At 34.6% G+C, this 14,053-nt stretch carries 11 protein-coding genes; 6 read left to right on the top strand and 5 right to left on the bottom strand.

The features are described from left to right. Positions 1-5 precede the first annotated feature (5 nt). Positions 6-737, top strand: a complete 732-nt coding sequence (locus J7604_RS06425; RefSeq protein WP_293892830.1) for a DUF4240 domain-containing protein — start codon at positions 6-8, stop codon at positions 735-737. A 66-nt stretch (positions 738-803) separates the two neighbouring features. Here the strand turns inward: J7604_RS06425 and J7604_RS06420 are convergent, their stop codons facing one another. From J7604_RS06420 to J7604_RS06410, 3 genes are all read right to left on the bottom strand, one after another. Beyond that, complete coding sequence (locus J7604_RS06420) at positions 804-2,063, bottom strand: T9SS type A sorting domain-containing protein (RefSeq protein ID WP_293892827.1); 1,260 nt, start codon at positions 2,061-2,063, stop codon at positions 804-806. A gap of 130 nt (positions 2,064-2,193) precedes the next feature. Continuing rightward, the gene (locus tag J7604_RS06415; RefSeq protein ID WP_293892824.1) at positions 2,194-3,183 is read right to left on the bottom strand and encodes a hypothetical protein; all 990 of its coding nucleotides are present in this window, start codon (positions 3,181-3,183) and stop codon (positions 2,194-2,196) included. A 25-nt stretch (positions 3,184-3,208) separates the two neighbouring features. Then, positions 3,209-3,466: a hypothetical protein gene (locus tag J7604_RS06410; RefSeq protein ID WP_293892821.1), complete on the bottom strand. Its 258-nt coding sequence runs from the start codon at positions 3,464-3,466 to the stop codon at positions 3,209-3,211. Positions 3,467-3,809: 343 nt separating this feature from the next. On the opposite strand from J7604_RS06410, the gene J7604_RS06405 reads away from it, so the two are divergent. The 5 genes from J7604_RS06405 to J7604_RS06385 all read left to right on the top strand — a co-directional run bounded on the left by J7604_RS06405 (position 3,810) and on the right by J7604_RS06385 (position 10,338). Continuing rightward, entirely contained in the window at positions 3,810-4,286 is a 477-nt protein-coding gene (locus tag J7604_RS06405; RefSeq protein WP_293892818.1) for a hypothetical protein, read from the top strand. 51 nt (positions 4,287-4,337) lie between these two features. Next, on the top strand, positions 4,338-5,585 hold the full coding sequence (locus J7604_RS06400) for a T9SS type A sorting domain-containing protein (RefSeq protein ID WP_293892815.1): 1,248 nt from the start codon (positions 4,338-4,340) through the stop codon (positions 5,583-5,585). Positions 5,586-5,958: 373 nt separating this feature from the next. Beyond that, complete coding sequence (locus J7604_RS06395) at positions 5,959-8,175, top strand: T9SS type A sorting domain-containing protein (protein WP_293892812.1); 2,217 nt, start codon at positions 5,959-5,961, stop codon at positions 8,173-8,175. Between the two features lie 444 nt (positions 8,176-8,619). Next, complete coding sequence (locus J7604_RS06390) at positions 8,620-9,948, top strand: hypothetical protein (protein ID WP_293892809.1); 1,329 nt, start codon at positions 8,620-8,622, stop codon at positions 9,946-9,948. Positions 9,949-9,957: 9 nt separating this feature from the next. Continuing rightward, positions 9,958-10,338, top strand: a complete 381-nt coding sequence (locus tag J7604_RS06385) for a GreA/GreB family elongation factor (RefSeq protein WP_293892806.1) — start codon at positions 9,958-9,960, stop codon at positions 10,336-10,338. Between the two features lie 207 nt (positions 10,339-10,545). Here J7604_RS06385 and J7604_RS06380 read toward each other — a convergent pair whose 3' ends face one another. Together J7604_RS06380 and J7604_RS06375 are read right to left on the bottom strand one after the other, a co-directional pair. Next, on the bottom strand, positions 10,546-12,822 hold the full coding sequence (locus tag J7604_RS06380; protein ID WP_293892803.1) for a hypothetical protein: 2,277 nt from the start codon (positions 12,820-12,822) through the stop codon (positions 10,546-10,548). Beyond that, positions 12,779-13,801 carry a hypothetical protein gene (locus tag J7604_RS06375; RefSeq protein ID WP_293892800.1) on the bottom strand — a complete coding sequence of 341 codons (1,023 nt, stop codon included), beginning with the start codon at positions 13,799-13,801 and terminating at the stop codon, positions 12,779-12,781. The genes J7604_RS06380 and J7604_RS06375 overlap by 44 nt, the downstream gene beginning before the upstream one ends. Positions 13,802-14,053 lie beyond the last annotated feature (252 nt).

The raw sequence follows: 14,053 nt of genomic DNA, 5'->3' as shown, positions 1-14,053 counted from the left end.
GTTTTATGACCAGAATTTTGAAAAGAGGTATTTATTTCATAAATGTTTTTATAACAGTATTATCAACGATAACTGCGTGCACCAACCCCGCAGTTATAGAGGAGAGAGGAGAAGGAAGTTCACTTGAATCTGAGATAGAGTTCAATGAAATTATAGAAATACGCTATGATTCTACAAAGCTATCAAAGACTTCTAAGATGCTTGATGAGAATTTATATTGGAAAATAATAAGCCGATCAATAAAGGCTTCAACCAGTCTGGACGACCAGGAAAAGTGGCTGATATCTGAACTTAGTAAACTATCAACAGAAAAGATTATTGGCTTTAAACTAAGGACGCATCAGTTACTTATTGATTCTTACAATTCAGATTTGTGGTGTGCAGGCTATATAATGAATGGAGGCTGCTCTGACGATTGTTTTGAATATTTCAGATGCTGGATCATATCAAGAGGAAGGGATATATATTATAACTCAAAGGCAAATCCTGATTACCTGATAAATGAAGCCAATACCGGAGATTTGATTTCAGAGATTAAGATATATGAATTTGAAGGTCTTTTGAATGTGGCTGTTATAGCATTTAATCAAAAGACAGGGAAGGAAATATATGATTATTTAGACTATGCTGGTTTAAATGCTTATGATGCAGATGATCAGTTGAAGCTTAATTGGAATGAAGGAAGTCAGGAAAGCATGAAAAAGATTTGTCCTAAGTTGTATGAGAAGTTTCAGTAGGGGGATTTATCTAAAGAAGAATTAAAAGTAGTTGGGGCATAGCATTGCATGCCCCAATTGCTTTTTCTACTCTACTATAATTTTTCCTGAGGTTAATACGGATGAATCTTTTAATACCTGATAAAAATACATTCCACTTTTTAAGGAATGATCTACTGAAATGTTATCTGATAGCTTGATTCCTTCTCTCAGTTTGTTCCCTTTTACATCGAAAATTGTTAAAGTCGCATCACTGATTGGTGTATTAATAATGAGAGCTGAGTTCTCAGCAACAGGGTTAGGATACATTTTGAATGATATTTCAGATAGGGAAGTTGTACCTGTAACGATATCTCCTTTCAATAGCAGAGTCTTAGATGGGCTTGCAGCTCTGAAGACAATGAATACATCATCAGTTTCCGTCACTGTGTAAGATCTTACTTCTTCTGCAAAGGTAGAGCCTTTTATATATTCGTTTAATACATTTCCTTTGAAATCATATTTTACGAGTTTTTGTATCAAATTAGGTTCAGGAGCAGGATTATAACTATCATAAAGAATGTAAATGCCATTTGCATTTGCTTTACTTTGAATCCACCTTGTTGGTATTGTTGGAGTAATTGATTTTGTCCATAGGGTGTCTAGGTTGTTGTCAAGAGCAATCAGTAAATTGAAAGTTGTAGCAAATAATCCATTACTAGTATAATGGAAGCCTGTAAAGTCTGCATTAATATTATATTCCTTAGTTGCTACTACATTACCATCTTTGTCATATTTTATAAACTGAATGGGGTCTGTTTTTGCTTCATTTATTTTGTGTAATGCAACTACATATCCATCTTCAGTATCTACTGATCTGATCTGTTTGCAGTTTTCAAGAAATTTATTCCATACTACATTACCCGAATTGTCAAGCTTTATAAAATTACAATCAAACTCCTGAGGATTAGCAATTAGGAAATTGTCTTCATTATCCTTGAATATATACCCAACTGTACTGTAACCAATATTTCTTACTAGTTCTCCGTCAAAGTTATATATTTTGATTCCTTCCGGTGTACTAAAGATTATCTCATCATCTTTTGTCACACAATAGTAAGGTAATTGAGTAGGGACACCTGTAACATCTATTCTGTCAGTTATTTCGCCGTTTGAATTGAATTTTAAAAACTTTGTTCTTAATACATTACGAAAATCTAGGTCAGCATGAATAGATGCTATCTCTCCTTTGCTACTCACAAAAATTTCATAAAATTGATCGGTATAATAAGTTTGTGAAAACTGGGCTTGAACGGATAAAAAAGTGAGGGCGATGAATAATAGTGAAAGAATAAATGTCCTAAACATAGTTTTTTATTTTTATAAGTGAAAAATGTACTAATTATTTAGACTCTATTTCGGTGAAACGTTCCCGAAAAGGTTTGTTGTTAGTTTCCAGTTTGAAGGCAATTGTAAAAATATTTTAGTCAATATCAGATTAGATCTCATGCAGTGATTTCTGAATCAATGGATTTGAATTGCCGTAGCTAACAATCTTCACATCCAATGGGGTACTGATAAATTTTTTTAAAGCAACAGCAAGTGATTCAAGTATCCAGTTAAGTGCATTCCCAAATGCACCACCCCCAATAAGAGTGAGAAATACTTTGTTGGAATCTGTCCTCTCAAGGTTTATTAAAGCTGCATATAATGTAGCCTCGTAGGTAGCTTCCAGGATAATTCTTGCAAAGCTTTCCCAATAAAAAGATTCTATGTGTGAATACGCAACAGGAAGAGCGGAACAGTATGCCTGAGATACAATTTGGTTTTGTTCAGTAAGTGTTACTTCTGTATCCCATTGTATTCCGATTTTGAGTTTTTCTTTTAAATTTTCTCTTTCCGAATTGCTCATTTCATTGATTTGACGGTTGATTTGCAACAGTCCATCTTGAGTTAATAAAGCATACCCATTCCTCATTTTCCATAGCTCAAGTTCTTTATAGTTCAGGGCTTCACCGATGAGATCCAAACAGTCTATCTGGAAGTTGGCAGATTGTCCTGTTTGTCCATTAACTGGTACAAAATAATTTCTGTAGATTGTTCCTGCACCACAAGCAATTGCACATGCAGGACCTTGTGTGTTATCCTTTTCATAAATATCAATACCGCGTTCAGGAGTGATATGAGGACCCACCATCTCCAATAAATTAAACTGTGATGCTGCCTGGAATAAGGCATTTTGGTTATTACTATCGCAATGAAGTTGTTGAACGTTGGCAACTACTTCAGATACGGAGATTTTTCCTTTGAATACTTCCCTTGGCGGAGCTTCCTCTTTTAGTGTTTTGAGAGAAGGTATTTGCAAGGAGCCAAATTGGAATGATCTTCCATTTGCCTTGGAATAAAGGTTGTTACCTTTAACGATGATATTGTTCCTTACAACTTCCGGTGACGTTTCTTCAAGGCCTGTGAGTTTCTTAAACCACATAATGTCTAACGGTTTTCTTTTAAACTCAAATTGTTTTCCCTTCTTTAATAAGTTCTTTTCTTATCCCAGCATAAATATCTTCTTCTTCAATCATTTTTTCTTGTTTACTGATTGCCTTGAGCCCACAATATCTAAGCACATTGGTGATGGCACCTCCTGATAATTCATACTCTTTTGCTATCTTTTTTATATTCACGGAGGGGGCAAGCTCAAAATCCTTTCCAAAAGCTTTGGTCCAAAGTTCAGTACGCATATCAGGTGCGGGAATAGGGAAATAGATCATCGACTGGAATCTCCTTCTAACGAAATTGTATTTTTTTCCAGTGTTTTCATCTTATAAATGATTTGTCAGATAAAGCCTCATTGTTGATTGAGCTCTTTGGTTTTCGTGGGAGTTTAACGCATTGATTGTAAGTTAATAAAACTTTACACGTGTAAAAATAATGCGATAAAGTATTTGTAGAAATATCTAATGATTCAAGTGTGCAATAGTTTAACAAAGAAGCTTTTCTGGTAATTGTACGCTTGGGAAGAAAGTAATCATGAGTGTTGTACTCAGGAATACTGGAACTTTCCTTAAAAATATTGTAAATTAGATTCCTGAAGTTTTAATTCTAAATAATGGTATGAATTTTTTAGATCGGATTTTTAAAAGAGGATTATCACAAATGGAATGTCCTCGTTGTTTTGGAAAAGGTCATGTAGATTGGGATGATATTAAAAGGTTAAACCAGGAGCTGAAATGGATTCCCGGTAGTTGTGCTTATTGTAATGGGACTGGTAAGGTAGATTCAAAGATGGAAACTAAAGTTGCGGTTGATGCTACATATTTGGTTAACAATCTTTCAGAGATAGAAAGAAGATTGTTTATCAATGGCAATCCTGATGCTTTGGAAAGAGCTGCTCACTATGAAAAATATTTGGAGGATCTTATTGAACAAGTTCTTTATCTACATTTTAAAGGAAGATTGGGGGCAGAACAAATAGCTGAGTTTTTTCTGCTTTCTCAAACCCACTCTGATTCTTATGAAGGACAGAAAGTTGACCTTATTGATTACATTAATAGAATAATTGTCAAGGGCGAAAGCCAATGGCGCATGTGATAAATTACACTTTAAAATATTTATATCTTTTTAAAACAAATTTTTATAAAAATGAAGAATCTATTAATGCTCTTGCTATTGATATTATTGGTTTTCCAGAGAGAAGGTGCTAAAGCTGGAATATCAAAGGCAATTGATGGACAACCGAGAAAGGGGAATTATTATAATTGGAATTATACTTCAGGAAGTTGGGAGTATAATGGTTTGATGGAATTTGAATATGATGATAATAATAACCTGATTTTGGAACTATACTTTAATTCCGCTGGAGATACTGCATCTAAGAAAGTGTATTCTTATAATAGTTTTGGAAAAGAAACAGAATATTATTCTTACCTGTATAAGAATCATGTCTTTATTCCCTCACATAAAGAAATCCGGACTTATGATTCTAAAGGATATCTAGCCAAGTTTGAGAGCTTCAGCTCAAGTGATGGAGTTAGTTGGGGAAATATTGAAAGAACCGTTTATTCCCGTTCTAATAGTACACTTGAATATCCGAATATGGTAGAAAAGTATACATGGCAATCTAATTCATGGCATTTAGACCAGAAATATTCAAATATGGTTTGGATAGATTTTGAAAAAGAAAAATTTTCTTCTGGCCTAATTGAAAATGGATCCGATCAAAGGATTACTTACACGACAGATAATGAGGGAATAAAAAAAGGAAGAGTAGAAGGATATAATACCAGTACGAAATCGTGGTATTATTCAGTTGATGAAGTTTATACAATTGATGCTCAAGGTAATACTACCATGATTATACAGGGAGATTATGGCGGTGGGCCTTTGATTTTTACTAGATATATTTTTCCGGTGGATGCAAAAGGCAATGATACAGGTTATTTGATAGAGGTTTTGCAGAATAATACATGGAAGTTTATAACTTCTGAATTGACATACAATACATATAATTCAAATGGTAGTTTAACCGAGACAATTAAGGAAGGTAAGGAGGTTGGTGCAATAGAAATTGGTCAAACTGGGAGGAATTATAAGTCCAGGATTATTTATGAAGGATATGGTGAAGTCACCTCGTTAGGTCAATCCCCTGCTTTTTCAATGATACCAATGGCTTATCCAAATCCATGTAAAAATACTTTGAATATTGAAAATGTAAGTAAAGAGGATATGGAAGTGTCTTTGTTTGATATGAACAATCATCCGGTCTTATCTTCATTAATTCCTCAAGGAAAGGGGAATATCTCTATTGAAGATATTCCTTCTGGATTATATTTACTTAAAGCGACTAGCCAGTCAGGCGTTATTTATATTCAAAAAATTGTGAAGGAATAATTCAGTACATTGTTAGATTGAAAGGGGAGAATATTAATATTCTTCCCTTTTTTATTTTTAATAGGCAATTAGTTGAATTACCGAGGTTTTCAGTTTTCCGTTCAGTCCGAGTGAATTGGTACGAATTTCAATTCATAATTGACGTTCCTATTGGTATTTGTATTGTTTATTAATCAGGAATAATACTTTGATTATTATTCTTTAATTTATAATGTTTTATGCCTATTAGTCGAGTGAAAAATCTTTACTTAAACTCTTATTGAATGGCTGGCTAGGTCTAGAGTGGTTTTATTGTTTGTGTATTCTTTGATTCACTGTAACTAATATTATAAATTGTATTTCTTATTAAATTTTAATTTATTTTATCATGTTTTTGAAACGTTTTAAAGCCTATTTAAGCATTCTTTGTTTATTATTTTTTACAAGTAATGTTGTTGCTCAAAACTATCCTTCAGTATTTGATCTGAAGTCTCTTAATGGACATAATGGCTTTTCTATAAAAGGTCTCACCAAAGGTGACAGACTTGGCGAAGAGCTAGCATTCATTGGAGATATCAATAATGATGGATTTGACGATCTTTGTGTGACATCCGAATATGCAAATAAGAATGGATTTTATCTCGGTGGAACGGCATATATTATTTTTGGGTCCGATAAACCTTTTGCTTCAACCTTTGATCTTAATACACTTAATGGATCCAACGGATTTAAAGTGGAGGGAATTGCTGAAGATGAAAGAAGAGGGAAATTTGTGAAAGGACTTGGTGACATCAATAATGATGGGATTGGTGATTTAGTAATCGGTACTGAACAAGAAAAGGTAATGATTCTGTATGGCAAAGCCGGTTCATTTCCGGCAACTATGACAGTTAATGATATTAACGGGAATAATGGTTTTATCATAGATATTGATGGGGTTAATGAATGTTGGGGAGCAGGAGATATTAATGGAGACGGAATAGAAGATATGTTGCTTGGCCACCCTCATTGGAGTGGGGAAACATTGGTGTTTTTTGGAAAAAACGGAAATTTTCCTGCTTCAATAGATGAATCTTTTTTAGATGGAACAAGAGGATTCAGATTAAGTGAGATTTCTTACGCTTCCAGATCTGCTTATCTCGTCGGACCTGCTGGTGATATTAATAATGACGGTTATGATGATATCATAGTAGGATTATGGGCTAATTCTTTTACTACAGATGCACCTTCGAAAACTTATGTATTTTTTGGTAAGCCAGGCCCCTACAGCCCTTTGATTGATATTAATAAAGTAAATGGTACAGATGGATTTGCCATTATCAATTATGAATTACCATCTTTTTTAAAATGGGTTGGTAAGCTTGGAGATATCAATGGGGATGGCATTGATGATTTGTTTTCGTTTCAGAATATCCTTTATGGCTCTTCAAAACCATTCCCGGCAGTGGTTACCAAAGACAATTCACTGGATGGTGTAAAAGGCTTTATGGTACCAGGAATAAGTCAAACTGCAGCAGCTGCAGGAGATCTTAACTTTGACGGCATTGGAGATTTTATTGCTGTGGCTAAAAGTAATGAAGTATGGGCTATCTATGGGACTAAAGAGACAACTAATGCAACCTTTGATCCTGCAGCTCTGAATGGAGTAAATGGTTTCAGAATTCAGAATCTTTCACAAAGCAATATAGGTAGACAAATAAGCGGGGATCAGGATTTTAATGGTGATGGTCATTCGGATTTTGCAGTAGGTAGCGGTGGAACAGAAGAGGGAGGTACAGTTTATGTTGTTTTCGGTGGTGATCATTATACTCAGCCTTTAATTGCTTCCTATCCACTTGCATCAAATATAACTTTCCAAGGGTTTAACCTGGAAGTGAAAGCATCTGAAAAAGGTGTAGTGCATTATGCCATCTATAAAGGCAATCCAAATACTATCACAGATGCCAATATAATCCTTGAAGGAACAAATTCTATTGCTTTTGGTAATATTGATATAAATATAACTAATCAAGTTATAAGCAAAGTAATTGCAGGTCTTGAAGTAAATACTTCGTATGATATATATCTTTACCAAGAAGATGAATCCGAAAATGTCGGACAGATATATAAGCTTGATGATGTAAAAACATTGCCTGATACAGAGGCTCCAATATTTACATGTCCGGGAGATCAGAAGCTGGATGCAGCTATATTGCCAGACTATAGAGAGAATATTGAAGTTACGGATAATACTGATGAGAATCCTTTGCTAGAGCAAACTCCTGCTGCAGGAACAGTTTTTGCTGATGGTATGACTGTTACTATTAAGACAACGGATAAATTTCATAATATTCGAACTTGTACATTTAAGGTTAACTCATTTACTACATCTATTAGAGGTCGTGGTTATACTTCCGTTGATGTTTTTCCTAATCCTGTTAAAAGTTTAATTAACGTTGAAGGAATCATGAATTATCGATTCATGATCATTAATAGTACAGGTCAAATATGTATGGAAGGCTTAGGGAGTTCTTCAATTAATGTGGAAATGCTGAATAAAGGCATATATACTATTTTGATTTACTCTGAAGATGGATCGTTAATGTCTCAGAAAAAATTGATAAAGGAGTAAGATTTTTAAGTTAATAGTTTCTGCGGGTTCAGATATTATTATCTGAACCTGTTTTCTTTTTGTCAATATCTTTTTGCCCCTCATTCATTTCAATAGTTCCCTAAATATATTTTTTCACTTTTATTTATTATTGGGTCAGTATTTTCATAGAGTATGAATAGGTAAAAATACAGTGTGCCTCTTTTGAATATATATACTAGATTTGATTAATAATGGAGGGTCTTTTAAAAACATATAATCTGCCGCAATATGCCACGGGGAAGCACCTTGCTTTTCCTGCAGATTCGATATGTAATGATGCCATTATATTTAATCTTCTTCTATCCCTGCCTTCTAAAGACTTTATTAATTAATCCCCGACCCATTCTTTTTATTACAAGGGTTCGGGGAATTCGGTTACTTGTTTGAGTTTCTGTTTCTATTATTAATTAATCGTCTTTAGCTATGTTAAAAAAAATATTTCTTGAGCCGGTCGAAAAAATTATTTTCCTGGCTGCCGTATGCCTTACAGCTTTTACCATTTTTATTGCTATTTATATATCAAGTGATATACTTGTTGTTATTAGTGTTCTGTTAACAGTGCTTGTTATGGTGATGCAGAGGATCATCATGTCTGAAAGCTGGTATTTCAGGAAAGCTGATATTCATGAGCTGATTGTAAAGAAGTCTGATTGGTGGAGTCGTGGTGTTAAAGCTTTAACTTTCCGCCTTCTTTCCGATAAGAGAAATAAGTATTACTGGTTATCTTATCTGAAAATTAAGGATGTTCCAGTTGTAGTAGCCACTGATCCCGATGCTGTTGGAAACATGGATTCAGTGCCTGATGAGTTTATGTTAGTTTCCGGACATAGTTCCGCCGTGAGCAAAAAAGATTTAAGAGTGCATATCGGAAGCAGTCAATGCATGCAGCCATATTTCATGAATGTAATCCATTTCAGAAGTAGTAATTTTTATTTTCAACTCGAATTAAATAATTCTGTTTCTACGAAGGTTGTTGACAGGAATGATATTGTGCTGGAAATAAAGAAAAGTAGCCCTTTTATGTCGTATGAAATATTTAATGAGGCACTATTTCTTCAATCGGCATCGAAGCCTAATGTGAAGATGATTGAGATTGATCTTTCTTCAATGTTAACATGTTTTTCATGTGAGGATATGCGTATCCAAAATCTTAAAGATTTACTAAGCTTTATCTGGAAGATCAGACGAATTACTATGGGGAAACCTGTGGGAATTAAGCTTACAAAATATAGTAGAGGTTGTTTGTCAAATCTTTGTAATGAAATAAATAAGTCATTAACTATTCCTGATTTTATTACTCTTTCAGAAGAGTTTTATAGGTCGTTCCTATCCCATCCCGCGAATGAAGGGAAACAAAGGGATGATTTTTTTGCCAATGTTAATAAGGTTTTAAGGATGCACAAGCTGGATGAAGAGGTTAAGGTTATTGCCGAAGGAACTATTGCATCAGGATTTGATCTTTATAAATCTTTTGCACTGGGTATTTCCGCATGGTTCCAGACGTCAGGGCTTTATTCCAGATTAATGAATGCTAAATATATTACTTCAGATAAGTACATAGCGAGAGAAGAGTTGTTAAATAGTTGTTTTGAATTTATGAAACTCGGAGGATATACTGAGACATGGCAAATAGAGCCTTATTCCTTATACAAAAGAGATATCAAAGGCAAACATGAATCCCTCCACAATTTATATTTTCAAACAGCAGGGGGCTTTTCATCTGCATCAATTAAACATTTTAATTTAAACTAATAGACTTTTATGAAAAAGGAAATTATTTTATCCAGACAAGACTACGATCTTATTACAAGTCTTATCAAAAATACTCCATCAGATTTTTCTCAGTATAGTTTAAGGAAACTTAGTACTGAGTTGAAATCTGCTAAAGTAGTGGAAGGTGAGCGTCTTCCTGCAGATGTTATAAGAGTAAATTCCGAAGTTGATATATTTGATGAAAAGGAAAAGAAGACCATGACATTTAAACTTGTCCCTCCTTCTGTTTCTAATCTTAAAGAAAATAAGCTGTCTATATTAGCTCCGCTGGGTTCGGCGATTATCGGTTATAGGAAGGGAGATTTAGTAGAGTGGGAGGTACCGGCTGGCACGAAGGTGTTTAAAATTAAAGAGGTTAGAAATTCATGAGGAGTGAGTTGTCACTTTGTGCTTCTGATTATTAATTGTTATAAAAAGAAGGCACAGAGATATACAGAGACCATGTTCAGCGATGCTACATTTATCCCGATGCTTATGTTTAGTTTGTTGAGCGTTCTCTGTATATCTCTGTGTTTTAATTATTAGAAAGAATTCTTTACCTCCAAAGCATAATCACTTTAGCTTTCCACTTTTAGCTTAATCTTGTTTCCTCTCTAGGTAAGACCTGAAATACCCACATTCGTTGATAATCTCTTTATAGTATTGAGTGGATGCATACTGGTCTTTTAGTAGTTTAAAGTATTTTCCTGCTTTGAATTGTTTGTCGTATTTTAATGAACCTGAAATAAAGAATGCATTCTGCTCACACTTGGCAGCCATAAAAGCACATTTAGCTTTAAGCTCTTTGTTAGTTGTGGCATTCATAGCTTTGATGTAGTATTCTTCTGCTTTAGTGCAGTCGAAAATGTTTTTATTATTATTTATAATAACTTTTTCAGAATCCCAGTAAAAATACATCAAGCCCACATCAAAGGTGCCATTGATATATATGTTTCTGCAATTTCCAAAATAGGTCATATTGTAATAACCATTGGCAAGTTTAAAGTAAATATCAAAGGCGTTTGAAGGATTTGATTTGGCTTTTTGTTCAAGATCGATCATTGCATTGATGAACTTAATGTTATCATATGAGCCATCATATTCAGCCTGATCGCAGTCCCTGCAATCTTTAAGTCGGATTGTAAAAGGATCAGACTCCAGGTATTTTGCTCCGGCCAATGTGAATTTCTTTTTGGCCTCTTCAAAGTTATAGTTGCTGTACAGTATGTTTACTCCCTGCATATCATATAGAACATCTACTTTGTGTCCATATGTTTTCTGCACCAGGCTATCGAAAGGTGTTTTAGACGGTTTGTTAAGATATGTAATCATCTGCTCCAGAAATTCATTATCTCGTAGATATTCAGGAGTTCTGGATTGGTCAAGACTGTAAGCAACTACCTTGTTTCCCCATAAATCATAAATTTCAGCCAAACGACGGATCGCCCAATAATAGGCGTTGGAACTGCGAAGTCTTTCATTATTGGTTTGGGCATTTCTTAGCCAGTTTAGTTCGCGTGTTATAGTTTCTTCATTTTTATCTGTGGGACTATATATCTGAATTTTTGAAATGATACGAATGACACTGATCTGATCCATAACCATCTGATCGTCGCTTTTTACCTGTGTTGATGCCGTTTTTAGAAATGAGTCTCCTTTTTTTGTATCTCCTTCAAGTATGTTAAGATAAGCTGCAGACATGTTCCAAAGCCATGGTTTGGATGTATTGCCCTTATTAGCTATATCGGTAACGAATTTGAGCAATTCCTTATCCATTTTAGCTTCTACGATTTTGTATCCTGTAGAATCCAATGAGTAAGCGGAGGTGGGAAGAATTTTTTCTTCTTCTATGTTAATAGCTCTGGCTAGCAATAACTCCAGTAAATCGGATTTAGGATCAAGAATATAAATCATTTTCATAGCCCTTAAGGCATCTTCTTTGACACCGAGCAAATGCCAGAGAGCGGCAGTTTGTCTTTTATTTTTGGAAAGTGCCAGGGAACCATTCCAATCTGACTCTTCGCTGGGCATAAAACTCATAAAGGCTGTTTCTTTTATCGGATCCCATTGATCATATGCAATGGAATATAAATAGTTAGCGTCAGCCGGACGATCAAGTTTTCTATAAGCCCCTGCAGCATAGCACATAGATCTATACTTCATACTTGGACTCACGGTAAAGGAATCTTTATGATCTTCAAAATAAAGAGCGCATTCTCCAAAATCAGAATTGAAAAAATGGAGTCTTGTTATCTGGAAGAAATAGCGTTCCTTCACAAATTGATTTTTTACCTGCCTTGCTTGCTTTATTCCTCCGGCGATTAATGTTTCCAGCTTTTGCTTGTCAGGTTCAGGAGTTTCATCGTCGTCGTACCAAGTTATTTCTTGGGTACAGTATTCTGCGCACCTTTTAGCAAAGCCAAGATAATAAAGGAATTCTTTTACCTTATTTTTATCAGAAACACTTGTTATAGAGTTAGCTTTCAGTCTGGAGGAAATCGGAAAGTCGGATTTTTTTGTATAAAAAATTAGCGTATCAATTGCACCCAGTTTTGCATTGTATAACAGAAAATGTATGTCTCTATCTTGCACTGGCGCACCTAGAAAGGTTTTCCATTCTTCTACATTCAAAGTGTCAAACTGTTGTATATAATCTACTTTATGATAGCCACCATAACCATCATATATGGGATTCATACTTCTGAAGAAGGAATGGAATTTCTTGTTTTCAATGACTTCCGGAGCAAAGAAGCTATCGGTAATTTCCCAGAAGTCTCCTCCCGCACAACCAGTCAAATAGCGATAATTAATAATAACAAGTGTAATTATGCTAATTGAAATAATTAAAAATTTCTTCCAGTTGTTCAATATCATGATCTATAAGATTTTTAGAGTCTAAATCGAAAAGTGTGACGGATGTATGAGCTTGGTTCAGATGTCCTGAAAGCATGTCTGCTGCTGCTTCCAGATCTTCACTGTTAAGTTTTTCCATTCTGAAAATATCTCCTTTTTTAATGTATTTGTTATGATGATAAAATGATTTTTCAGCAATTACAGTTTTGTCATCGTTCATCTTAAATCCATCAAGAGTGGCAAAGTCCGGCAAAGTTTCTTTGGTTAATAATTCGATAATTTTATCGCCTCTGATCTGCAAAGCCCAACCGAATATAGGTAAGGCGCAGTCAAGATCCAGAGGATATTTCTTTATATAACCAACATATAATTCGGCATCTTCTTTATTCCAAATGCTGTTTTGATTTGCTTTTGGCTTGAGATGTCCCATGTTATAGAACATGAGCATTCCTCGGTCAACAGGTGGAACACCAGTGATCTGGCGGTACTTAACCTGATGCAGACGAATGGTCGCTGAGAGGATGCAGGACTGGGGTAATTTTATTTTTATCAGTCTTAGAAGATCGAAATATGTGTCTCGTGTTTTATCTGACCAGTCACAGTCTATTTGTAGTTCTGTGAAAGTGATATGATTTCTTTTGGTGAAAATTTGAATGCTTGTTGTGATATTATCTGCAAGTATTTCAAGAGCTTGCGGCTGAATATTTAATAAAGTTTTATTAGTGACGAATACAACCGGTACAATCTGTAATGATCGGGGGATTGAATCATTTAATATAAGATGTCCTTTCGGCTCAGGTCTATCCGTCCAGTCTACATCAAAAAGACGAAGGTAGATTTTTTTAATGCCAAGTGCGCGAATGGCTTTCTCCTCTTCTGCGTCTAGTTTGAATATCGTTTTCCAATAGTAAAATGAAGGAATTGTTCTTTCTTCTTTCGGTGAATCAGAACAAGAGATTATTGTAAAAGAAATAAGAATTAAAATGAAAACCCTACGCATTAGATTACTTTAATCAGGATATAAGAATAGCAATTTAATCCCGTATTTTAAAGAGAAAAATGATGATTTAAGGAGTGAAATTACTTGCCAGTTAGAGTGAGTAAGTTGAATTTATTGCTTCTGAACTTCCTTTGTATATCATCCTTCATAAATGTGCTATGGTATATTTTTTAAAAGAATAATGAGACAATTATGTATGAGGCTTTTGTGTGAAATGCTTTTAAAAAGGTGATCCGTTCTAAAGGCTATGGT

The organism is Sporocytophaga sp. (assembly GCF_017745095.1).
Taxonomy (GTDB): Bacteria; Bacteroidota; Bacteroidia; order Cytophagales; family Cytophagaceae; genus Sporocytophaga.
This window is presented reverse-complemented; position numbering and strand designations above follow the sequence as displayed.

What these genes read in the sequence shown, in the direction of transcription:
- J7604_RS06425 (WP_293892830.1), top strand. Translation starts at nt 6, where the DNA reads ATGACCAGAATTTTGAAAAGAGGTATTTATTTCATAAATGTTTTTATA.
- J7604_RS06420 (WP_293892827.1), bottom strand. Translation starts at nt 2,063, where the DNA reads ATGTTTAGGACATTTATTCTTTCACTATTATTCATCGCCCTCACTTTT.
- J7604_RS06415 (WP_293892824.1), bottom strand. Translation starts at nt 3,183, where the DNA reads ATGTGGTTTAAGAAACTCACAGGCCTTGAAGAAACGTCACCGGAAGTT.
- J7604_RS06410 (WP_293892821.1), bottom strand. Translation starts at nt 3,466, where the DNA reads ATGATCTATTTCCCTATTCCCGCACCTGATATGCGTACTGAACTTTGG.
- J7604_RS06405 (WP_293892818.1), top strand. Translation starts at nt 3,810, where the DNA reads ATGAATTTTTTAGATCGGATTTTTAAAAGAGGATTATCACAAATGGAA.
- J7604_RS06400 (WP_293892815.1), top strand. Translation starts at nt 4,338, where the DNA reads ATGAAGAATCTATTAATGCTCTTGCTATTGATATTATTGGTTTTCCAG.
- J7604_RS06390 (WP_293892809.1), top strand. Translation starts at nt 8,620, where the DNA reads ATGTTAAAAAAAATATTTCTTGAGCCGGTCGAAAAAATTATTTTCCTG.
- J7604_RS06385 (WP_293892806.1), top strand. Translation starts at nt 9,958, where the DNA reads ATGAAAAAGGAAATTATTTTATCCAGACAAGACTACGATCTTATTACA.
- J7604_RS06380 (WP_293892803.1), bottom strand. Translation starts at nt 12,822, where the DNA reads ATGATATTGAACAACTGGAAGAAATTTTTAATTATTTCAATTAGCATA.
- J7604_RS06375 (WP_293892800.1), bottom strand. Translation starts at nt 13,801, where the DNA reads ATGCGTAGGGTTTTCATTTTAATTCTTATTTCTTTTACAATAATCTCT.